The sequence below is a fragment of the Thioalkalivibrio sp. ARh3 genome (assembly GCF_000377265.1).
Taxonomy (GTDB): Bacteria; Pseudomonadota; Gammaproteobacteria; order Ectothiorhodospirales; family Ectothiorhodospiraceae; genus Thioalkalivibrio; species Thioalkalivibrio thiocyanoxidans.
This window is the reverse complement of sequence record NZ_KB897947.1, coordinates 787397-808487: the sequence shown is the minus strand read 5'-3', so window position 1 is coordinate 808487 and position 21091 is coordinate 787397. Positions and strand designations below refer to the sequence as shown.

The 21091-nt window shown below is 67.7% G+C and carries 19 protein-coding genes; 10 read left to right on the top strand and 9 right to left on the bottom strand.

Translation table 11 applies throughout. The features are described from left to right. Positions 1-63: 63 nt before the first annotated feature. From C995_RS0103815 to C995_RS0103805, 3 genes are all read right to left on the bottom strand, one after another. Positions 64-813, bottom strand: coding sequence for a 1-acyl-sn-glycerol-3-phosphate acyltransferase (locus tag C995_RS0103815; protein ID WP_018863674.1), 750 nt, complete (start codon positions 811-813; stop codon positions 64-66). Between the two features lie 169 nt (positions 814-982). Beyond that, positions 983-1396 (bottom strand): rhodanese-like domain-containing protein, encoded by a 414-nt coding sequence (locus C995_RS0103810; RefSeq protein WP_018863673.1) that lies wholly within the window; start codon positions 1394-1396, stop codon positions 983-985. Positions 1397-1468: 72 nt separating this feature from the next. Continuing rightward, positions 1469-3502, bottom strand: coding sequence for a thioredoxin domain-containing protein (locus tag C995_RS0103805; RefSeq protein ID WP_018863672.1), 2034 nt, complete (start codon positions 3500-3502; stop codon positions 1469-1471). Positions 3503-3574: 72 nt separating this feature from the next. Between C995_RS0103805 and lgt the strand changes: the two genes are divergently transcribed. From lgt to C995_RS0103785, 4 genes are all read left to right on the top strand, one after another. Then, complete coding sequence (gene lgt, locus C995_RS0103800; protein WP_019624662.1) at positions 3575-4420, top strand: prolipoprotein diacylglyceryl transferase; 846 nt, start codon at positions 3575-3577, stop codon at positions 4418-4420. Position 4421: 1 nt separating this feature from the next. Next, complete coding sequence (locus C995_RS0103795) at positions 4422-5240, top strand: thymidylate synthase (RefSeq protein WP_018863670.1); 819 nt, start codon at positions 4422-4424, stop codon at positions 5238-5240. Continuing rightward, positions 5240-5734, top strand: a complete 495-nt coding sequence (locus C995_RS0103790; RefSeq protein WP_018863669.1) for a dihydrofolate reductase — start codon at positions 5240-5242, stop codon at positions 5732-5734. The genes C995_RS0103795 and C995_RS0103790 overlap by 1 nt, the downstream gene beginning before the upstream one ends. Before the next feature lie 207 nt (positions 5735-5941). Continuing rightward, on the top strand, positions 5942-6400 hold the full coding sequence (locus C995_RS0103785; protein WP_018863668.1) for an RT0821/Lpp0805 family surface protein: 459 nt from the start codon (positions 5942-5944) through the stop codon (positions 6398-6400). 39 nt (positions 6401-6439) lie between these two features. On the opposite strand, the gene C995_RS0103780 is transcribed toward C995_RS0103785, so the two are convergent. Together C995_RS0103780 and C995_RS0103775 are read right to left on the bottom strand one after the other, a co-directional pair. Further along, on the bottom strand, positions 6440-7984 hold the full coding sequence (locus C995_RS0103780; RefSeq protein WP_018863667.1) for a BCCT family transporter: 1545 nt from the start codon (positions 7982-7984) through the stop codon (positions 6440-6442). Positions 7985-8008: 24 nt separating this feature from the next. After that, positions 8009-8440: a YbhB/YbcL family Raf kinase inhibitor-like protein gene (locus C995_RS0103775; RefSeq protein ID WP_026278927.1), complete on the bottom strand. Its 432-nt coding sequence runs from the start codon at positions 8438-8440 to the stop codon at positions 8009-8011. A 195-nt stretch (positions 8441-8635) separates the two neighbouring features. Here C995_RS0103775 and C995_RS0103770 point away from each other — a divergent pair, with 195 nt between their 5' ends. Genes C995_RS0103770 through C995_RS0103760 form a run of 3 tightly spaced genes read left to right on the top strand, consistent with a single transcriptional unit; the run spans position 8636 to position 12834 of the window. Continuing rightward, positions 8636-10036 carry an MBL fold metallo-hydrolase RNA specificity domain-containing protein gene (locus C995_RS0103770; RefSeq protein ID WP_018863665.1) on the top strand — a complete coding sequence of 467 codons (1401 nt, stop codon included), beginning with the start codon at positions 8636-8638 and terminating at the stop codon, positions 10034-10036. Between the two features lie 21 nt (positions 10037-10057). Continuing rightward, entirely contained in the window at positions 10058-11737 is a 1680-nt protein-coding gene (locus C995_RS0103765) for a Na/Pi cotransporter family protein (RefSeq protein ID WP_018863664.1), read from the top strand. Then, a complete protein-coding gene (locus tag C995_RS0103760; RefSeq protein ID WP_018863663.1) occupies positions 11734-12834 on the top strand; it encodes an RNA ligase in 1101 nt (366 codons plus the stop codon). The genes C995_RS0103765 and C995_RS0103760 overlap by 4 nt, the downstream gene beginning before the upstream one ends. A 13-nt stretch (positions 12835-12847) precedes the next feature. Here C995_RS0103760 and C995_RS0103755 read toward each other — a convergent pair whose 3' ends face one another. Next, entirely contained in the window at positions 12848-13438 is a 591-nt protein-coding gene (locus C995_RS0103755; protein ID WP_026278926.1) for an RNA ligase partner protein, read from the bottom strand. Between the two features lie 136 nt (positions 13439-13574). On the opposite strand from C995_RS0103755, the gene C995_RS0103750 reads away from it, so the two are divergent. After that, complete coding sequence (locus C995_RS0103750) at positions 13575-14426, top strand: HDOD domain-containing protein (protein ID WP_018863661.1); 852 nt, start codon at positions 13575-13577, stop codon at positions 14424-14426. Positions 14427-14461: 35 nt separating this feature from the next. Here the strand turns inward: C995_RS0103750 and C995_RS0103745 are convergent, their stop codons facing one another. The 3 genes from C995_RS0103745 to guaB all read right to left on the bottom strand — a co-directional run bounded on the left by C995_RS0103745 (position 14462) and on the right by guaB (position 18668). Then, the gene (locus C995_RS0103745; protein ID WP_018863660.1) at positions 14462-15202 is read right to left on the bottom strand and encodes a hypothetical protein; all 741 of its coding nucleotides are present in this window, start codon (positions 15200-15202) and stop codon (positions 14462-14464) included. Positions 15203-15562: 360 nt separating this feature from the next. Further along, positions 15563-17140, bottom strand: a complete 1578-nt coding sequence (guaA, locus tag C995_RS0103735; RefSeq protein WP_018863659.1) for a glutamine-hydrolyzing GMP synthase — start codon at positions 17138-17140, stop codon at positions 15563-15565. Positions 17141-17207: 67 nt separating this feature from the next. After that, positions 17208-18668, bottom strand: a complete 1461-nt coding sequence (gene guaB / locus C995_RS0103730; RefSeq protein WP_018863658.1) for an IMP dehydrogenase — start codon at positions 18666-18668, stop codon at positions 17208-17210. 192 nt (positions 18669-18860) lie between these two features. On the opposite strand from guaB, the gene C995_RS0103725 reads away from it, so the two are divergent. Both C995_RS0103725 and xseA read left to right on the top strand, forming a co-directional pair. Beyond that, positions 18861-19616, top strand: coding sequence for a DUF4197 domain-containing protein (locus tag C995_RS0103725; protein ID WP_018863657.1), 756 nt, complete (start codon positions 18861-18863; stop codon positions 19614-19616). Between the two features lie 53 nt (positions 19617-19669). Further along, complete coding sequence (xseA, locus tag C995_RS0103720; RefSeq protein ID WP_018863656.1) at positions 19670-21085, top strand: exodeoxyribonuclease VII large subunit; 1416 nt, start codon at positions 19670-19672, stop codon at positions 21083-21085. Positions 21086-21091: the final 6 nt, after the last annotated feature.

The following is a 21091-nucleotide window of genomic DNA, read 5'->3' as shown; positions in this document are numbered from 1 at the left end:
TGCCTCCGGGATCGCGCTGCCTGGTTCGGTGGGTAGAGCCGGGTTGCGTGCTGGCCGTTGTGGTCAGTGCGCCTTTCTTCGTCGTTTCGCGGCGGGTGGATCCAGAGGCTCGGCCGGCAGCCCCAGTCGGTCGACGATCGCGGACCGCGAGGCCTCGGCCAGCGAGCGACGATCCTCGTCAGCGGTTTCGATCGGCTCCAGGAAATGCACCTGCACGCGGGTCTCGCGGCGGCACAGCAGGCGCCAGGCATTCACAAGCAGGCGGTCGTCGTCGGAATAGGCGACGGGAACCGGACCGCCCTCGGGGCGCTCGTAGTCCAGTGCCACCGGCTGCACCGGATGGCCGTTCTCGGCCACCGCGGCAAACAGGCGCGGGTGGAAGCGGCGCACGCCCTGCCCGCGGCTGGTCGTCCCTTCCGGGAACACCACGAAGTGCCGGCCCTCGTCGAGGCCCTCGCGCATGGCCTCGATGTGGGCGTTTGCCTCGCCCGCGCCGCGGCGGATGAAACGCGTGTCGTGCTGGCGCGCCAGCCAGCCGATCACCGGCCAGCGGGCAATCTCGTCCTTGGACAGAAAACACGGATCCACGGCCGCGCCAATCAGCGGGATGTCCAGCCACGACACGTGGTTGGCCACCACCAGCGAGGCCCGCCCCGGCGGCGTACCGGCAAGCCGAAAACGCACCCCTGCCAGCCACAGCGCGCGGTCGTACCAGTCGCGGCGGATGCGGCTGCGCGTCTCGAAGTCATCGCCCCGGCGCGACATGCGCCAGCTCAGCCAGACGCCCTTCAGCAGGTGCAGGAGAATGCGCATCAGCCTACCCGATGCGCGCAGGCTTCCCGTCATATCGCAATCCCCGGCTGGCGAGTGCGTGGCTGCACCCGGAAAACATCGATCCTGGTCCTGGCGATCCGCAAGACCCCTGGCCGGCATCCGCCACGCCCCAGCGAACAGGCCATGCAGGTCGGCCGCAAGGGGTGCCTTACGGCAGCTGACCGGTATAGGCGCCGGACTCCACCGGCAGGTCCTCGGCCTCCCAGCCCTTGATGCCACCGGCCACGTTCACGACCTGGCCAAAGCCCATCTCGCGCAGCCGCTGCACCGACATCGCGGCGCGTCCGCCCGTGGCGCACATCACGGCCACCGGCTTCTCGCGGGCGTTGACCAGCGCATCGATGCGATGCGGGGTGTTCGGATCCGCCGCCCCTTCCAGCAGGCCGCGCGGGATCAGCAGCGAGTTCGGCACATGGATCTTTTCGTATTCGTACGGTTCGCGCACGTCCACCAGCAGCCAGTCCTCGCCGGCTTCCATCTTGTCGGAGAGTTCCTCGGGGGAGATCTCCTCGACGTGCTGGCGCGCCTCGGCGACGAAATCCATCAGCTTCTTCTCGCTCATTCGAACATTCCCTTTGCAGTGAACAGAAAACGGATACGACGGTACTTCAAACTGTGGCCGCAAACGAGGTCTTCAACCCTGATCCAGTGCGTTTGCCAGGGCATCCGGGGCCGTTACCGGCGCCTCGCAGTGCAGGCCGCGGCAGACATAGGCGCATACGCCGGCCTCCGGCGGCGCCTTCTCCGCCAGGGCCGCCAGCAGCCCATCGGCATCGCCCGGGATGGCGAAGCCCCACACCGGGCGGTTCTGTGACCGCAGGCGCTGCTCCCAGGCCGGCAGCTCGTCCACCTTGCCGCGCAGTACGACCAACGGCGGCGGCTGATGGTGCATGTCCAGCGCGATCAACAGGCTCATGTGGCCCAGCGGGGCCTGCTCGATCATCGGCCCGGCGTTGGCCAGCGTGCGTTCGGCGGCTTCCAGGTAGCGCGGCTCGGCCAGCAGCAAGCCGAGTTTCTGCAACGCCTGCGCGGCAATGCCGTTACCGGCGGCCATCGCGTCGTCGGCGTAGACCTTGGGCCGCTGGATCAGCGCCTCGTGATCGCGCGCGGTGTAGAAGAACCCGCCGTGCTCGGTATCCTCGAAGTCGGCCAACAGGGCCTCCGCCAGGGTCGTCGCCCAGCCCACCAGGTCGCTGTCCCACTCGGCTTCCAGCAGCGCCAGCGTGGCCTCCAGCAGCAGGGCGTGGTCGTCCAGATAGGCCCGTGGCAGCTCGCCGGTCGCCCCTTCGCGGTAGCTGGCAAACAGCCGGCCATCGCGCCAGAGCCGTTCGCGAACCGCATCCATCGCCGCGCGGGCCAGTCCCAGCCAGTCGGGCCGCTCTAGCGCACGCGCGGCGCGGGCGAGCCCGGTGATCATCAGCGCGTTCCAGGCGCCCAGGATCTTGTCGTCGCGATGCGGCCGCACGCGCTGCTCCCGCGCGGCCAGCAGGCGCTCGCGGGCGCGGCCCAGGCGCGTGTTCGCCTCGGACTCGTCAATGCCCAGGGCATCGGCTACGGTCGCGATCGGGACCAGCTCGTGCAGGTGCCAGCGACCCTCGAAGTTGGCCGGGCCGTTCAGCCCCCAGACCCGGCTGGCGACCGCCCATTCGTCCTCCGCCAGCAGGCCCTCGACCGTCTCCGGATCCCAGACGTAGAAGCGGCCTTCCTCCCCTTCGGAATCGGCATCGAGACTGGAGTAGAACGCGCCGGAGGGGTCGCGCATCTCGCGCTCCAGCCAGGCGACCGTCTGTTCGGCCACGCGCCGTGCACGGTCGTCACCGGCGGCCGCACGCTCGGCATACAGGCCCAGCAGCGGCCCGTTGTCGTAGAGCATCTTTTCGAAGTGCGGGATCATCCAGCGCGCATCCACCGAGTAGCGGCAGAAGCCACCGCCGACCTGGTCGAAGATCCCGCCGGCGGCCATCGCCGCGAGCGTCCGCTCGAGCATGCGGTCGGCCTCGGCATCATTGTGGCGCGCCGCATGCCAGGCCAGCCATTCGAGCGTGGCCGGATGCGGGAACTTGGGCGCATCGCCGAAGCCCCCGAACTGCTCGTCGAAGGTCTGCGCGAGTTCCGCCCGCGCCTTGTCCATTACACCGATCGCCGGGATCGCCCCGCCCGCCGGCCGGTAGATGCGGGAGAGCGCCTGCTGCAGGGATTCATTCTGGCGCTGGATCTCGTCCGGGTGCTCCGCCAGGAAATCGGCCACCCGGTTCATCAGGTCGACGAAAGACGGAAGCCCGTGGCGCGGGGTGCTGGGGAAGTACGTGCCGGCAAAGAACGGCACCTGGTCCGGGGTCAGGAACACCGTCAGCGGCCAGCCGCCCGGGCGCTGGGACAGCAGCATGTGGGCGTTCTGGTAGATACGGTCGAGGTCGGGGCGTTCCTCGCGGTCCACCTTGATGTTGATGAAGCGGCGGTTCATCACCTCGGCGGTGGCCGGGTCCTCGAACGATTCATGCGCCATCACGTGACACCAGTGACAGGCAGAATAGCCGATCGACAGCAGGATCGGCTTGTCCTCGCGGCGGGCGCGCTGCAGCGCCTCCTCGCCCCAGGGATACCAGTCCACCGGGTTGTCGGCATGCTGTAGCAGATACGGGCTGCTGGCCCCGGCCAGTCGATTCATCGCACGACCTCCCTGGAAATCGGATTCGCCCCGACGGGTACAGGTGCACGCCAGGGCTAGGCCGGGTAGCATGTGCAGCCGATTTTCCATCCGCAAGCGACCATGCCCACGCACCCGTTTATCGATCCGGTAGCCCTGTCGCTGGGGCCCCTGACCCTGTACTGGTACGGGCTGATGTACCTGATCGGCTTCGTGGCCTTCTGGGCACTGGGGGCCTGGCGTGCGCGCACGCAGGGCTGGGCGCCCCTGCAACCGGCTCAGGTCGGCGATCTGCTGTTCTGGGGCGCGATCGGCGTAATCATCGGCGGCCGCCTGGGCTATGCCCTGTTCTACAACCTGGATGCGACGCTGGCCGACCCGGTCAGCCTGTTCCGCGTCTGGGAGGGCGGCATGGCCTTCCACGGCGGGCTGGTCGGGGTGCTCGTAACCTCCTGGCTGTATGCACGCCGACTGGGCGTGGGCTTCTTCCGCCTGACGGACTTTGTCGCCCCGCTGGTGCCGATCGGCCTGGGCGCGGGGCGCATCGGCAACTGGATCAACGGCGAGCTGTGGGGCAAGCCCACCGACCTGCCCTGGGCGATGATCTTCCCGGCTGCGGACTACGTGCCGCGCCACCCGTCGCAGCTCTACCAGGCGTTCCTCGAGGGGCTGGTGCTGTTCGTGGTGCTGTGGATCGTGTCGCGTCATCCGCGCCGTACCGGCCTGATCTCCGGGCTGTTCCTGACGCTCTACGGCGGCTTCCGCTTCCTGGTCGAATTCGTGCGCGTGCCGGATGCGCATATCGGCTATCTCGCCTTCGACTGGCTGACGCTCGGCCAGGTATTGAGCCTGCCAGTCATCCTGTTCGGGATCGGCCTGATCGTCTGGTCGCGCAGGAACCCCGTACCGGAAGCCCGCCCGAACGCCGAGAAACCCTGACATGCAGCAATACCTCGACCTCGTCCGCCATATCCGCAAGCACGGCACCGACCGCCCGGACCGAACCGGCACCGGCACACGCTCGGTGTTCGGCTACCAGATGCGCTTCGACCTGGCCGCGGGCTTCCCGCTGGTCACCACCAAGCGCACCCACCTGCGCTCGGTGATCCACGAACTGCTGTGGTTCATCCGCGGCGAGACCAACATCGGCTATCTCAAGGAACACAAGGTCCGTATCTGGGACGACTGGGCGACCGAGGATGGCGATCTGGGCCCGATCTACGGGGCGCAGTGGCGCAACTGGGCCGGGCACGACCAGCTGGCCGAACTGGTGGGCAACCTGAAGCACCGGCCCTATTCGCGGCGCCACATCATCAGCGCCTGGAACGTGGCCGACCTGCCGGACGAGTCCGTCTCGCCGCAGGAGAACGCGAACGCCGGGCGCATGGCGCTGGCCCCCTGCCACACCCTGTTCCAGTTCTACGTCGCCGACGGCCGGCTGTCCTGCCAGCTCTACCAGCGCAGTGCCGATGTCTTCCTGGGCGTGCCGTTCAACATCGCCAGCTATGCCCTGTTCACGCACATGCTGGCGCAGGTGGCCGGCCTGGAACCGGGCGACTTCGTGCACACCTTCGGCGACGCCCACCTCTATCACAACCACGAGCAGCAGGTGGACGAGCTGCTGGGCCGCGAGCCCCTGCCACTGCCCACCCTGCACCTGAATCCCGAGGTCACGGACCTGTTCGCCTTCACCTTCGATGACATCGAGGTACGCGACTACCAGTCACACCCGCCGATCAAGGCGCCAGTGGCGATCTGATGGCGACCCCCGAGATCCACCTGATTGTCGCGCTGGACCCGGACCATGTGATCGGGCGCGACAACGATCTGCCCTGGCACCTGCCGAAGGACCTGCAGCACTTCAAGCGCGTGACCGACGGGCACCCGATAATCATGGGACGGCGCACGTTCGAGTCCATCGGCCGCCCCCTGCCGAAACGCCACAACCTGGTGCTCACGCGCCAGGCCGACTGGCAGACGGACGGCGTGGAGGTCTATCCGGATCTGGACAGCGCCCTGGCCTCCATCCCCGAGGGCCCCGCCTTCGTGATCGGCGGTGCCGGGCTGTTCGCCGAGGCCCTGCCCCGGGCCTCGGTGCTGCACCTGACCCGCGTGCACGAACCCCATGCCGGGGACACCTGGTTCCCGGCTATCAACCCCGATGACTGGGACTGCGTCTGGTCCGAACACCACGCACCCGACGACCGCCACGCCTGCGGCTTCACCTTCCAGCGTCTGGAACGTCGCCGCTAACCCCCACCCTGCCATGGGACACTGTGCCGGCCCGGAAAGCCTTCGCGGGCAGGCCGCACCACTCCTGCCTATACTCGGTAGAACCACCCGGGACCGCAGGCTGCCCTGTCGGCGCTGCACCCGATGGTCCCGGACCGGCAAGCTCACCAGCGGCGCGCTGTTGGTCGAGCCCGGTCGATATCCGACAGCTTCGCGCGGAGGGATGCCATGCTGCGCAAGACGACCTACACGATCCTTGCGGCCGGGGCGCTTGCCCTTTCCGGCTGCGCACACTACGGGGGACAGGAGCAGGCCGGCATGGTGATCGGCGGTGCCCTGGGAGGCCTGCTGGGCGCCGAGGTCGGCGCGGGGCGTGGCCGCACCGCCGCGATCATCGCCGGCACCCTGGCCGGCGCGGCGATCGGCGGCGCAGTCGGCCGCTCGATGGACGACGTCGACCGCATGAAGACCGCCCAGACCCTGGAGACCGTACGCACGGGGGTGCCAGCGCAATGGGTCAATCCGGATACCGGACACCAGTATGCGGTGACCCCCACCCGGACCTTCGACACCGCGACCGGACCCTGCCGCGAGTACACCATCGATGCGACCATCGGTGGTCAGCGCGAACAGGTCTACGGCACGGCATGCCGCCAGCCGGACGGGAGCTGGCAGATCCAGAGCTGACCGCTGCATGCCCAGCCCGGTCGCTGCCGGAGCGATGGGTCAGCGCCAGGGCGGGTCCACGCCCTCGACGCGGTACTCGCGGCCCAGCGCCCGCATGAGGCTGAAGCAGCAGAAGACCAGGATGATCGCCACCGGCAGCCCGGCGGTCAGGGAACCGGTCTGCAGGCTGTCCAGCGCACGCTCGCCGCCGACGATCAGCAGCGTCGCGGCCACCGCCCCCTCGGTAATGCCCCAGATCACCCGCTGACGCTTCGGCGAGTGCTTCGAACCGCGCGAGATCAGCGCATCTACCACGTAGGTGCCAGAGGCGGACGAGGTAATGAAATAGGTCGCAATCAGCAGGGTCGCCACGCCGGAGGCAATCGTGGTCCAGGGCAGCTGCGCCAGGGTTGCATACAGCGCCACGGTGGTGTCCTCGGCCACTGCCGCGGCGATCCCGGCGCCGTCGTCAAACAGCTCCATGTGCAATGCGGTGCCGCCGAAGATCGCCATCCAGGCGAACACGAACAGGCTGGGCAGGGCGAGCACGCCGACGATGAACTCGCGGATAGTGCGCCCGCGCGAGATGCGCGCGATGAAGATGCCGACGAACGGCGACCAGGCGATCCACCACGCCCAGTAGAACATGGTCCAGTCCTTCTGCCACTGCGAGCCGCCGATGGCGTCGGTGTGCAGGCTGAGCTGGATGATCTGCTGCAGATAGCCGCCGGTGGAGTCGAGGAAGAAGCGCAGGATGAATAGCGTCGGCCCGGCGATCAGCACGAACAGCATGAAGCTGATCGCCAGCACCAAGTTGAACACGCTGACCCACTTCAGCCCGCGATCCAGCCCGGAGATCACCGACAGCACCGCCACCGCGGTGATCGCGGTGATGATGCCCACCTGCCACCAGTGCGAGACCGGCATGTCGACCAGCACGTTGAGCCCGGTATTGAGCTGCATCGCCCCAAATCCCAGCGAGGTCGCCAGCCCGAACAGGGTGCCGAACACCGCGAGGATGTCGATCACATGCCCGATCGGGCCATAGATGCGATCCCCCAGCAGCGGGTAGAAGATCGAGCGGATGGTCAGCGGCAGACGGTGACGGAAGCTGAAATAGGCGACCGACAGCCCCAGCACCACGTACACCGCCCAGGCGTGCAGGCCCCAGTGAAAGAAGGTGTAGACCATCGCCTGGCGTGCGGCCGCGTCGGTCTCGCCATCGCCGGTCGGCGGGTGCTGGTAGTGCAGGATCGGCTCGGCCACGCTCCAGAACACGAGGCCAATCCCCATGCCGGCGGAGAACAGCATCGCGAACCAGGCAGCAAAGCCGAACTCCGGTCGGTCGTCCGGCTGCCCCAGCCGGATCACGCCGTAGCGGCTGAACCCCAGCCAGATCAGGAAGCCGAGGAAGAAGGTCACCACCAGCAGGTACCCCCAGCCGAGGTACTCGGTGATGAAGCCGTGGATACTGGCGAACACCTCGCTGGCCGTGGACGGGAAGATCACCCCGAAGGCGACGAACACCACCACCATGATCGCGGAGGCGGTGAACACCGTCGGGTTCACCGTGGCGAAGAAGGCCTCCGGTCGGTAGTGGTTCATGCCGCGGCCTCCCCGCTGGCGGGATCAGGCCGGCCCATCGGGATCCGCGCCCTCGTCCCCGGAACACAGCGCCCCGGTCAGGTCGACCTCGGCCAGCACATGTCCCTCGGCTGCGGCATCGAACTGGCTGCGGGTCGCACCCGCCTCCAGCTCCAGCTCGGCATCCAGCGCCTGCAGGCGGAAGCGGTAGTGATGACAGCCCTCCGGCGGGACCGGGCCGAGATAGCCCACCTTGCCGAAGGCATCCATTCCCACGCGCGCCTCGCTCGGCAGATGCAGGGCATCCACCCGCGTCGTATCCGGCGGCAGGTTCCAGACCAGCCAGTGAGTGACATCCCCCAGGGGCGAATCCAGGTCCTCCAGGATCAAGGCCAGACTGCGCGATCCGGCCGGAACCTCGCGGATCTCCAGCGGCGGCAGCTCGTTGGCATCCCGCGCCGAGACCTCGATCGGCATCCGTTCTCCATCGGCAAACGCCGGACTGCTCAGCCGCATCGCGTTGCAACCTCCTCCGTGGTCCTGTTGACAGCCTCGCCTGCGGGCCGGGGTGGGTCAACCCATGCGGTCAACTGCCGCGCCCGGGGTTGATCCGGATCAAGTGCGAACGCTTTGCTTGCCCATCACACCCGCGTCCCGCGTACACTTCGCCTCATGGCACAACTGACCTTTATGGGCGCAACCGGCGAAGTCACCGGCTCGCGCTATCTACTCGAGATCGAAAATACCCGCATCCTGCTGGAATGCGGCCTGCATCAGGGGGGCAACGACGCCGACGAGGCCAACCGCGCCTCGCTGGAGGAACTGGCCCGGGACCTGGATGCGGTCATTCTGTCGCACGGTCACCTGGACCACTCGGGGCTTCTGCCCAAGCTCGTCCGCGACGGCTACCGCGGGCCGATCTATTGCACGCCGGGCACGGAGGAGTTGCTGGAGATCATGCTCGAGGACTCGGCCTTCGTGATGAGCAAGGACATCGAGTGGGAGAACAAGTGGCGTCGCCGTTCGGACAAGCCATTGCTGGAGCCGATCTACGACATCGACGATGTCGCGACAACCCTGGGGCGTTGCGAGGCCGTGCGCTACGGCGACACGCGGACCATCGCGGGCGACGTCCGACTGACCTTTCGCGATGCCGGGCATATCCTCGGCTCCGCGATCGTGGACCTGATCGTGCCCTCCGGGGGGCGCGACCGGCACCTGGTTTTCTCCGGCGACCTCGGCAATACCGACGCCGTGCTGATGAACGACCCGGCGCGCCTGGAACACGCGGACCACGTGCTGCTGGAAAGCACCTACGGCGATCGTGACCACCGTCCGATGGACGATACGATCGAGGAATTCGCGCAGGTACTCGAGGAGGCGGAGCGCTCCGGCGGCAACGTGCTGATCCCGGCCTTCGCGGTAGGCCGTACCCAGGAGATCCTCTACCACCTGAGCATGCTGCACCACGCCGGCCGCCTGCCGCAGCAGAAGGTCTTCCTCGACAGCCCGATGGCGATCAAGGTCACCGAGCTGTACGCGCGTCTGCGCCGGACGCTGGACCCGGGGGACATGGACCGGCTGCACCAGGCCGCGAACGGGGATCCGGCGGCCTACCTGCCGGGGCTGCAGGTCTGCCGCACGGTCGAGGAGTCCATGGCGATCAACCGCATCACCGGCGGCGCGATCATCATCGCCGGCTCCGGCATGTGCAATGGCGGACGCATCCGCCACCACATGAAATACAACCTGTGGCGGCGCGAGGCGCACCTGGTGATCGTCGGCTTCCAGGCCGCCGGCACCCTGGGGCGGCGTCTGGTCGACGGCGCCGAGAAGGTCAAGCTTCTGGGCGACGAGGTCGCGGTGAACGCCAAGGTCCACACCCTGGGCGGTTTTTCCGCCCATGCCGGGCGCAGCCAGCTGCTCGACTGGGCGCGCGCCTTTCAGGACCAGCCGGTGTTCCATCTGGTCCACGGCGAGCCGGAGGCACGCGAGGCCCTGGCCGCCGGGCTGCGCGACGAGCTGGGGGCCGAGGCGCATGTACCCGCCTTCGGCGAGACCATCACCCTGTAACGCCGCGCTCCCACAGCAGCGATGCCGGAGGCCGAAGCCGTCAGCACCTACGCCCTGATCGCCGGCTTCCTCGGCGGTCTCGGGCTGTTCCTGCTCGGGATGACCCTGCTGACCGACGGCCTGAAGACCGCCGGCGGCAAGGCCCTCCAGCACATCCTCGGGCAGTGGACCCGCACCCGGCCGCGTGCCCTCGCCTCGGGCATGGGCGTGACGGCACTCGTGCAGTCCTCCAGCGCGGTCACGGTCGCCACCATCGGCTTTGCCAATGCCGGTCTGCTGACGCTGGGCCAGTCGGTCTGGGTGATCTTCGGCTCCAACGTCGGCACCACGATGACCGGCTGGCTGGTCGCACTGATCGGCTTCAACATCCGCATCGAGGCCTTCGCCCTGCCGGCGATCGGCATCGGCGCCCTGCTCTACCTGTTCATGAAGGCCGCGCGGCCGCGCTACCTGGGCCTGGCGCTGGCCGGCTTCGGCCTGCTGTTCTTCGGCATCGACGTACTGCGCGAGGCCTTCGAGGGGCTCAGCGCGACCTTCGACCTCGGCGCGCTGGCCCGCCCCGGCTTCCTCGGGCTGGTCATCATGGTCGGGATCGGCGCGCTGCTGACCGTGCTGATGCAGAGCTCCTCGGCCTCGATGGCCATGGCCCTGACCGCCGCGATGAGCGGCGCGGTCCCGCTGGAGGCGGCCGCTGCGGCCGTGATCGGCGCCAACCTCGGCACCACCATCAAGGCACTGCTGGTCGTGATCGGCGCGACTCCGAACGCCAAGCGCGTCGCGGCCGCCCATGTGATCTTCAACGGCCTGACCGCGATCGTCGCCTTGCTGATCCTGCCCTGGTTCCTGGCCGCGATCGCCTGGATCTGGGGCAGCACCGGGGAGGCGCCGGCCCCGGCGATGCTGCTCGCGGTGTTCCACACCGCGTTCAACCTGCTGGGGGTTGCACTGATGGCCCCGGTCGCCCCGCCGATGATCCGCTGGCTGCAGGGCCGTTTCCGCACGATCGAGGAGGACATCGCCCGGCCACGGTACCTGGACCGCAGCAGTTCCGGGGTCCCGGATCTCGCCCTGCAGTCGCTGATCCAGGAGACCGAACGCCTGTCCGACATCGGGCATTCGATGGCCCGCGAGGCCCTGCAAACGGCCCCGCCGGCGGCCGGCATCCTGGACCGCCGGCGCATGGCCGCGGAGCAGCTGACCCAGGCCATCGTGGAATTCGCCGCGCACACGGCCAACCACCCGATGCCGGAACAGGTCGGCCATGGCATCGCCGAGGCCGTACGCATCGCCCGCTACCACCGCGAGGTCGCCATACTGGCCGACGACATCGCCGACCTGCGCCGCCAGTCCAGCGGCGAGGAGCGCCCGATCGTGACCGAACAGCGCCGCGCGTGGCAGGAACAGGCGATACGCGCCCTGGACCTGTGCAACCTGGAATCGGACGATGGCGACAACGGCCATGACCTGGCCACCGCCGAGGCTGTGGACACGGTGGCGACCGCCTACGTTGAACTGAAGGCCGCCTTGCTGCGCGAAGGGACCTTCGGCTCGCTGAGCATGGCCGAGATGGAACGCCAGCTGCGGATCATCAGCATGGCGCGGCGCCTGGTGACCCAGGCCGACAAGGCCCGCCGCCACACCGAGGCCCTGAAAGATCAGATCCGAGGCCTGCGAAAGACACTGGAAGAAGAGCACGCATGATCGACCACGAAACACTGCAGGACGCCATCGCGAATCGCCGCGCCGAGGCCCTTACGTTTGACGGGCTGGAGTACGCCCGGCTGCTGGAGCCGGTGAATCACTACCCGCGCGGATCCGTAGTATTGCCGGACGGTTCAATAGTCCCCGGCTACCCGGCAATCGGACGCATCCAGTCGCTGGAGGCCGGGCTGCCCCGCCAGTTCGACCAGCCCTTCTGGGCGGAGGAGAAGATCGACGGCTTCAACGTGCGCATCCTGCGCTGGCACGGGCGCATCTATGCCTTCAGCCGCGGCGGCTACGTCTGCGCGTTCAGCACCGACCGGGTAACGGATTTCATGGACCCGGTGATCTTCGACGCCGAGCCCGACCTGATCCTGTGCGCCGAGATCGCCGGCCCGGATACGCCGTACCTGGAAGGTTCCACCCCCCGGGTCGCACACGATGTGGGCTTGTTCGTCTTCGACTTGATGCGCCTGGGCCAGCCCGGTTTCGTGCCCCAGCCAGAGAAATTCTCCCTGATCGAGCACCACGCACTACCCCCGGCGCCCCTGCACGGACAGTTCACCCCACACGACACCCGGGCGCTCGGACGACTGATTCAGCGGCTGGACGAGGAAGGCGCCGAGGGGCTGGTGCTCAAGACGGCGGACGGCCAGCACCGGGCAAAATATGTCACCGGGAGTTCCTGCGTCTCCGATATCCGGGTCTGCTCGGAACAGCTGCTCGACCTGCCACCGGAGTACTTCACCAACCGCCTGACGCGCCTCGCGATCTTCCTGTCCGAGCACCCGGATCGACACCACGCCGACCTCGACCAGGCACTGGGCCAGGCGCTGCTCTCGGGGCTCTACAGTGCGGTCGCGCAGCACCGTCGGCAGGGCCATGTCGGTCATCGCTATCGCTGCCGTTTTCGCGAGCGTGCCAACGCGCTGCACTTCATGAACCACATGCAGGCCACAGGCGGACGCCACGTAAGCTTTGCGGATGACGCGCCGCGTCAGGAGGATGGCTACTGGTTGCTGGAGTTCGAACGCCAGTTCGACCGCATCACCGGTACGCTGGCCTCCGCCCTCGCGGGCGACCGCCAGTACGACTGACCCGAGCGCCGGGTCAGGCGCCGGGACGCTCCGTCTCGGCGAGATTCTCCATCACCCGGCGCAGGTAGTCGGCGGTGACCAGCTTGATGCCCATGCGATTGCCCAGCTTGCGCATGCCCTCGTCGGCGCTGGCCAGCTCGGCATCCAGCTCCATCGCCAGCAGGACGGCGTCGACATCCTCGCGCGAATCCACCAGGCCCTTGCGCATGGCCTCGCGAAAGCGCTCGCGCAGCTGGGTGATCAGTTCCGGCCGGAGCGAATCGGCCGCGCCGGCCTGGCGCGTATGCTCCTCGGCGATGCGCAGCCCGCGGTCGATGCGCGTGCGCACCTCGTCGATAAACTCGTAGAGGATATCGCTGGGCAGTGTCAGCGCGAAGCGGCGCGGGGAGCGCACCCAGACCACGGTCTCGAAATCCGCGGCCAGGGCCTCGAGATCACGCATGCCACGAAACTCCTCGTACACCGACAGCGGCATGTAGAACTCGGCCGGGCAGTCCCGCGCCAGATGCAGAAAGGTACGCAGGATGTCCTCCGCATCCGCGCCGAACTGGCCCGCCACATGCGGGTTGGTGAACACGCTGGTATCCAGCACAAAGCGGCGCATCACGACCTCCTGTCGGGTTCGTACCCCATCATCGGTGGCGGCCGGAAACCCGTCAACCAGGGTCGCCGTCCGATCGGCGCCAGCGGCACCCTGTGGCATAATTGCACCCAACCTCCCAGCCCCACAGGCAAGACCCTTGGCCACCCGCGCGGAAGTGGAAAAATTCCTCGAGCGCCTGCGCTCGGATCTGGAACGCCAGCAGATCGATATCCCGACCCTGCCGGACATCTCGGTGCAGGCGCTGTTCATCGTGCAGGACGACACCAGCTCCATTGCCGATCTGGTCAATCTGATCTCGCGCGACACGGCGCTGGCCACACGGCTGGTACGCCACGCCAACAGTCCGGCCTATCGTGGACTGAGTCGCTGCGCGACCATCCGCTCTGCGGTCACGCGCCTGGGAATGGAACGTGCGCGCCAGACCATCATCGCCCTGTCCATGAAAGAGGTGTTTCAAAGCGGCAACGACGCAATCCGGCAGCGCATGGAGGCGCTGTGGAACCACAGCCTGGAGGTCGCGATCATCAGCTATCTGCTGGCCCGGCGGCACCCCCACCTGGACCCGGATACCGCCCTGCTCTCAGGCCTGGTGCACGACATCGGCATGATCCCGATCCTGCGCCGCGCGGAGAAGACACCAGAGATCTACGAGGATCCGCGCGCCCTGCAGGCGGCGGCGGATGCCGCGCACGTCGCGATCGGCCGTGCGATGCTGAAGAACTGGAACTTCGAGCCGGAGATCATCCGCGCGGTCGCCGACCACGAGAACCTCCAGCGCGAACCGGAGGCCGAATCGCCGATCAGCTATAGCGACATCGTGCAGGCGGCGAACATCGAAAGCCACGCCGGCACACCCCATCGCCTGGCCCATATCGATCGCGAAGGGGTATCGGCACTGCGCCGCCTGGCCCCGCGCTCGCCCACCCGAACACTGGACTGGGAAGACGACGCGATCGGCCTGGAGCACGTCAACCAGATCATCGAGTAGGGCAGCCCCTCGAGCAGCGCGGAGCGGATCCCTCGTCAAACCCCCTGGTGGCCTCCACCGATCTGCACCGAAAGCAGCCAGAGCGAGGTAAAGGCGACGCAACCCAGAAGAAATGCACCGAAACGACCCTCGCGGTCGGCGGGCAGCTCCTCCTTGAGCACATTGAGGATGATTGCTCCGGCGACCAGCGCGATCACCGTGTAGACCACGATGTCCGGCACGATGTCCAGCGTTGCGGCGGACCAGCCCGCCATCACGGAGACAGCCAGTACCCACCTGCCGAAATGGCGGTATTCCTTTTGATGGTGTTCGCGCAGCGAGAAGTCGTTGACGACGTTGTGGAGAAGAAGCGCCATCAGGAAGAGCAATTGCTGCACGACCGGCTCGTGCCTCTGGCCGACGAGTAACGCGCCGAGAAAGGCGTTGTAGGCAGCGAATGCGCCGAGGTGCAGCACGAATATCCATGACCACGATCGCCGCTGTTGTCCGGCCGGCGCACGCCGACGGGCCCCGCGTACAGCAATCTCCAGACCATAGAGCGCCACCATCCCCCCCAGCGCGAACACGTAGGCCAGTGGAAACTGGTCATCCATGCGAAGCATGGCATCCGCCTGATGGAGATAGGGCAGCAGCTTCACGAACACGAACGACACGGAGACGCCGCTGGCGAAGGAGAGCCAGCGGCTGCGGGGGGAAAGGCGCACGGACTCGAGGTAGGCGGCGAAGAGATGGGCTGCCGCCAGGATCAATGCAATGGCCGCGGACAAGGCAAGCATGCCACTGGAATCCTATCGGTCGGGCCTCGCCTAGTTATAGACGCGTTTGCAAGACCTATCCGGTCGCACCGGCGGCCAGGCCTTGAGTCGTTCCATAGGGGTTGCAGCTTGCTTCGGCACCAGCCAGCCGTGATGGTGGCCCCGCTGGCACATCGGCGTGGAGCAGGGAACCACTGGTTGATCCAGTGCCTCTCCAGAACCGACCGGACCCGAGACCCGACATTCATGCCCGCGCGCGATTACGGGTATGATCCGCGTCCTTGCGGTACTGTCTCTTTGCACAGAAGATCGCTCAACTGCGGTCTCTTGAAACCTCAGCCATAAGGCCGGGCAGTGCCAGACAATGCCTGGCAATTCCAGTCACTCCCACTCGATGGTGGCCGGGGGCTTGCCGGAGATGTCGTAGGTGACGCGCGAGATGCCGGGGATCTCGTTGATGATGCGGCGCGAGACGTGGTCGAGGAAGTCATACGGCAGGTGCGCCCAGCGAGCGGTCATGAAGTCGATGGTCTCGACCGCGCGCAGCGCCACCACGTAGTCGTAGCGCCGGCCGTCGCCCATCACGCCCACCGACTTCACCGGCAGGAACACGGCGAACGCCTGCGAGGTCTTGTCGTACAGATCCGCGGCGCGCAGCTCCTCGATGAAGATCGCGTCGGCCCGGCGCAGCAGATCGGCGTATTCCTTCTTCACCTCGCCGAGGATCCGCACGCCCAGACCCGGCCCCGGGAACGGGTGGCGGTAGACCATCTCGGTGGGCAGACCCAGCTCCACGCCGATCTTGCGCACCTCGTCCTTGAACAGCTCGCGCAGCGGCTCGACCAGCCCCAGCTTCATGTTCTCCGGCAGCCCGCCCACGTTGTGATGCGACTTGATCACATGCGCCTTGCCGGTCTTGGAGTCGGCCGACTCGATCACGTCCGGATAGATCGTGCCCTGGGCCAGCCACTGCACGTTGTCGAGCTTCGCGGCCTCCTCGTCGAACACGTCGATGAACAGCCCGCCGATGACCTTGCGCTTGGCCTCCGGATCTTCGACCCCGGCCAGCGCACGCATGAAGCGGTCCTCGGCATCGACGCGGATCACGTTCACGCCCATGTGGCGGGCGAAGGTCGCCATCACCTGGTCGCCCTCGCCGAGGCGCAGCAGGCCGGTGTCCACGAACACGCAGGTCAGCTGGTCGCCGATCGCCTTGTGCAGCAGCGCCCCGACCACCGAGGAGTCCACCCCGCCGGACAGGCCCAGCACCACGTGGTCGTCCCCGACCTGCTCGCGCACCCGCGCGGCCATGTCGTCGATGATGTTGTCCGCGGTCCACAGCGACTCGCAGCCACAGATCTCGTGCAGGAAGCGCTCCAGGATGCGCTGGCCCTGGGTCGTGTGCGTGACCTCGGGATGGAACTGCACGCCGTAGAAGCCACGCTCCGGGTCGGCCATGCCGGCGATCGGCGCGGAGTCGGTGGAGGCCATCAGGCGAAAGCCCTCCGGCAGTTCGGTCACGTGGTCGCCATGCGACATCCACACGTCCAGCAGGCCGTAGCCCTCCGGTGTGGTGTGATCCTCGATATCACGCAACAGCGGCGTATGGCCGCGCGCACGCACCTGGGCGTAGCCGAACTCGCGGCGCTCGGAGGGCTCGACCCGGCCGCCCAGCTGCGCGGCCATGGTCTGCATGCCGTAGCAGATCCCCAGCACCGGCACGCCCAGCTCGAACACCGCATCCTCGGCGCGCGGCGGGTGGTCGACGTTCACCGACTCCGGACCGCCGGACAGGATGATGCCGGTGGGGTTGAATGCGCGGATATCCGCCGTCGGCATGTCCCAGGCGTGCACCTCGGAGTAGACCCCGGCCTCGCGCACGCGGCGGGCGATCAGCTGGGTGTACTGGGAGCCGAAGTCCAGCACCAGAATGCGGTGGGCGTGAAGATCCTGGGTCATGAGGTCATCCGCTTTACCGGCCGGGCGGCCGATGGGTGTCGGGGGATACCCGGCCGTGGCGGCCGAGTCAGTCCATTCGGTAGTTCGGGGCTTCCTTGGTGATCGCCACGTCGTGCACATGGCTCTCGCGCATGCCGGCGGCGGTCACACGCACGAAGTGCGGCTTGCTGCGCATCTCCTCGATGTCGTGCGCGCCGACATAGCCCATGGACGAGCGCAGCCCGCCCATCAGCTGGTAGATGATCGCAACGATCGAGCCCTTGTACGGCACGCGACCCTCGATGCCCTCGGGCACAAACTTGTCGGCCGAGCTGTTCGGATCCTGGAAATAGCGATCCGAGGAGCCCTGCTGCATCGCGCCCAGCGAGCCCATGCCGCGGTAGATCTTGTAGGAGCGGCCCTGGTAGAGCTCGACCTCGCCCGGGGCCTCCTCGGTCCCGGCGAACATCGAGCCCAGCATCACGCAGTTGGCCCCGGCGGCGATGGCCTTGGCCAGGTCGCCGGAGAAGCGCACGCCGCCATCGGCGATCATCGGCACGCCGGTCCCCTTCAGTGCATCGGCCACGTCGGAGATCGCGGTGATCTGCGGCACACCCACGCCGGCCACGATGCGGGTGGTGCAGATCGAGCCCGGGCCGATCCCGACCTTCACGCCGTCGGCCCCGGCCGCGACCAGATCCTTCGCGGCGGCGGCGGTAGCGATGTTGCCGCCGATCACCTGCACATCCGGATAGTGCTTCTTCACCCAGGCGACGCGATCCAGCACGCCCTGCGAATGGCCGTGCGCGGTATCCACGACCAGCACGTCCACTCCGGCCTCGACCAGCGCGGCCACGCGCTCGTCGGTTCCGGCACCCACACCGACCGCCGCGCCCACGCGCAGGCGACCGCGATCGTCCTTGCAGGCGTGCGGGTGTTCGGTGGACTTCTGGATGTCCTTGACGGTGATCATCCCGCGCAGCTGGAAGTCGTCGTTGACCACCAGCACCTTCTCGATGCGGTGCTTGTGCAGCAGTTCCAGCACGTGACCGCGGTCCGCGCCCTCGGGCACGGTCACCAGGCGCTCGCGCGGGGTCATGATCTCGGTGACCGGGGCCTCCATGCGGGTCTCGAAGCGCAGGTCGCGGGAGGTCACGATGCCGACCAGGTCATTGCCATCGACCACCGGCACGCCGGAGATGTGATTGGCCTGGGTCAGCTCCACGACCTCGCCGATCGTCGCGGTTGGCCCGATGGTGATCGGCTCGCTGATCACCCCGCTCTCGTGCTTCTTGACCTGCTGGACCTCGGCGGCTTGGGCCTCGACCGACATGTTCTTGTGCACGATCCCGAGCCCGCCTTCCTGCGCCATGGCAATCGCCAGACGCGCCTCGGTGACCGTGTCCATCGCGGCGGAGACGACCGGCGCGCTCAGCTGGATTTCGCGAGTAATGTTCGTGGTCAGGTCGACATCGCGGGGGACGACATTCGAATGCCCCGGGATCAGCAGCACGTCATCGAAGGTCAGGGCTTCACCGAGTATCCGCATGCATCGCTCCAGGACAGTCCAGCGGGGGAAAGAATCGATTCTTTCCCGGAAAGATAAATAGCCGGTCAGTATAAATTTTCCGGCCACCTCCCGACAAGCAGACCGGGCAACCGCAGTGCATGTCGCCCGGCAGACGCAAAATCGGCACCCTGCTACGATGTTCGTCCTCGTTTCAAGCCACCGAGTCCGTTCATGCCCCGCCTGAGCCGCCGCCGACTGCTTGCACTGATGCTCGCACCCGGACTGCTGACGGTAGCCGCGGCCCCGGCGGCACGCGCCAGCTGGTGGCCCTTCAACCCCGACGTCCTGCGCGCGTTGACCCGCCGCCCGAATGCCTCCGGTCTCGACACGGCCGAGATCATCGAGGCGGTCCACGAGGCCCTGATCATCGCCAGCCACTCCGCCACCGAGACCCTGGCCCAGCGCAACGGATTCTTCGGCAACCCGGACGTACGTATCCCGCTCCCGGAGGTGCTCGCGACCGCCCGCCGGTCGCTGGACCGCATCGGCATGGCCACGCCGCTGAACCAGCTCGAGGAAGGGATGAACCGGGCCGCCGAGACGGCCATACCCGAGGCCCGCGAACCCCTGGTACGGGCCATTTTCGCGCTGAATCTGGACAACGCTCGGGAAATCCTGGTCGGCAATGACGATGCCGCCACCCGGCATCTCGAACGTCACGCACGCGCGGGTATCACCGAGGCCATGCGCCCGGCCATCCAGCAAAGCCTGGAACAGGTGCAGGCCCTGGATACCTACGGCGAGCTGAAGGAGCGCATGCGCGACATCCCCTTCCTCGCGCGCGTGCGCTTCGACCCGGTCGAGCACGTCCTGGAACATGCGATGGAAGGCCTGTTCTTCATGCTGGCGGAGGAAGAGGCCCGCCTGCGCGCCAACCCGCAGGGACGCGGCACCGATGTCCTGCACCGCGTGTTCCGGCGACAATAGCCCCTCGCCACGCACATCCCGAACACCACGTCCGTGAATCCCGATCCCGAGCCATGAGCGACGCCCCCGTACTGACCGTCACTGAACTCAACCAGTGTGCCGACGGCCTGTTGCGCGACGGCCTGGGCCGGGTACGCGTGGAGGGCGAGGTCTCCAACCTGCGCCAGTACGCCTCCGGACACCAGTACTTCTCGCTGAAGGACGAGAACAGCTCGGTAAGCTGCGTGCTCTTTCGCGGCAATGCCCGCAACGCCGCCCGCTTCGCCGACGGCGACGCGGTGCAGATCCAGGGCCGCGCCGGGATCTACGCGGCACGCGGCCAGTTCCAGATCATCGTCGAGCAGCTGCAGCCGGCCGGCGAGGGCCAGCTCCTGGCGGCCTTCCAGCGCCTCAAGGAAAAGCTCGCCGCCGAGGGCCTGTTCGACCCCGAGCGGAAGAAACCTCTCCCCGCCTGGACCCACCGCCTTGGCGTGATCACCTCCACCCAGGGCGATGTGCGGCACGATATCGAGCGCACCCTGGCCCGGCGTTTCCCGCTGCTGTTGCCCTTCACCCTCTACCCCACCGCGGTACAGGGCGCGCAGGCCGCCAGCCAGATCGTCGCGGCCCTGGAGCAGGCCGCCCGCGAGGGCACCGTGGACGTGATCATCCTGGCCCGCGGCGGCGGTTCGCTGGAGGACCTGCAGGCGTTCAACGAAGAGAGCGTCGCCCGCGCCATCGCCGCCTCGCCGATCCCGGTCGTGACAGGGGTCGGGCACGAGACCGATACCACCATTGCGGACTTCGTCGCCGACCTGCGCGCCTCCACGCCAACCGCGGCGGCCGAGGCGGTCAGCCCGGATGGCGCCACCCTGCGCCACCGGATCGAACGGGCGCGCGATCGGATGACCGCCCTTGCGGGCCAGCGCGTCGCCCAGCACCGGCAGACGCTGAATGCCCTGTGGACCCGGCTCGAACGGCGCCATCCGCGCCAGCTGATGGAACGCAACGCACAGCGCCTGGACGACCAGCACGAGCGCCTGCAACGCGCCTGGCAGCGCCGGCACGAGCAGGCCGGCCAGCGCCTGCAGCATCTGCGCCTGCGCCTGGCGGGGGCCTCCCCCGGCAACCGCATCGCCTCCGCGCGGATGCGCCTCGACCACCTGCACCAGCGTCTCGCACGTGCCGCCCCGGCACACGACATCCGCACGCACCGCGAACGCCTCGCGCGCCTGCGCCGGGATCTCGAATACCAGATGCGCCAGGCCCTGACGATCCGCCAGCAACGGCTGCAGGCAAACCGGCGCCAGCTGAACGCCCTCGGCCCCCAGGCAGTCCTGGAGCGCGGCTATGCGATCCTGCAAACGAAAGAAGGACAGGTCCTGCGCGACGCCGCACGGACCGAGATCGACGCGCCGCTGAAGGCCCGCCTGGCACGCGGCGCACTCGAACTGAAGGTGACGGCGACGAAATCGCCCGAGGGCGACTGAAGGCCC

Bases quoted from the DNA above. Each gene is read 5' to 3' on its own strand.
- C995_RS0103815 (WP_018863674.1), bottom strand. From the start codon at position 813: ATGCGCATTCTCCTGCACCTGCTGAAGGGCGTCTGGCTGAGCTGGCGC.
- C995_RS0103810 (WP_018863673.1), bottom strand. From the start codon at position 1,396: ATGAGCGAGAAGAAGCTGATGGATTTCGTCGCCGAGGCGCGCCAGCAC.
- C995_RS0103805 (WP_018863672.1), bottom strand. From the start codon at position 3,502: ATGAATCGACTGGCCGGGGCCAGCAGCCCGTATCTGCTACAGCATGCC.
- C995_RS0103795 (WP_018863670.1), top strand. From the start codon at position 4,422: ATGCAGCAATACCTCGACCTCGTCCGCCATATCCGCAAGCACGGCACC.
- C995_RS0103790 (WP_018863669.1), top strand. From the start codon at position 5,240: ATGGCGACCCCCGAGATCCACCTGATTGTCGCGCTGGACCCGGACCAT.
- C995_RS0103785 (WP_018863668.1), top strand. From the start codon at position 5,942: ATGCTGCGCAAGACGACCTACACGATCCTTGCGGCCGGGGCGCTTGCC.
- C995_RS0103780 (WP_018863667.1), bottom strand. From the start codon at position 7,984: ATGAACCACTACCGACCGGAGGCCTTCTTCGCCACGGTGAACCCGACG.
- C995_RS0103775 (WP_026278927.1), bottom strand. From the start codon at position 8,440: ATGCCGATCGAGGTCTCGGCGCGGGATGCCAACGAGCTGCCGCCGCTG.
- C995_RS0103770 (WP_018863665.1), top strand. From the start codon at position 8,636: ATGGCACAACTGACCTTTATGGGCGCAACCGGCGAAGTCACCGGCTCG.
- C995_RS0103765 (WP_018863664.1), top strand. From the start codon at position 10,058: ATGCCGGAGGCCGAAGCCGTCAGCACCTACGCCCTGATCGCCGGCTTC.
- C995_RS0103760 (WP_018863663.1), top strand. From the start codon at position 11,734: ATGATCGACCACGAAACACTGCAGGACGCCATCGCGAATCGCCGCGCC.
- C995_RS0103755 (WP_026278926.1), bottom strand. From the start codon at position 13,438: ATGCGCCGCTTTGTGCTGGATACCAGCGTGTTCACCAACCCGCATGTG.
- C995_RS0103745 (WP_018863660.1), bottom strand. From the start codon at position 15,202: ATGCTTGCCTTGTCCGCGGCCATTGCATTGATCCTGGCGGCAGCCCAT.
- guaA (WP_018863659.1), bottom strand. From the start codon at position 17,140: ATGACCCAGGATCTTCACGCCCACCGCATTCTGGTGCTGGACTTCGGC.
- guaB (WP_018863658.1), bottom strand. From the start codon at position 18,668: ATGCGGATACTCGGTGAAGCCCTGACCTTCGATGACGTGCTGCTGATC.
- C995_RS0103725 (WP_018863657.1), top strand. From the start codon at position 18,861: ATGCCCCGCCTGAGCCGCCGCCGACTGCTTGCACTGATGCTCGCACCC.
- xseA (WP_018863656.1), top strand. From the start codon at position 19,670: ATGAGCGACGCCCCCGTACTGACCGTCACTGAACTCAACCAGTGTGCC.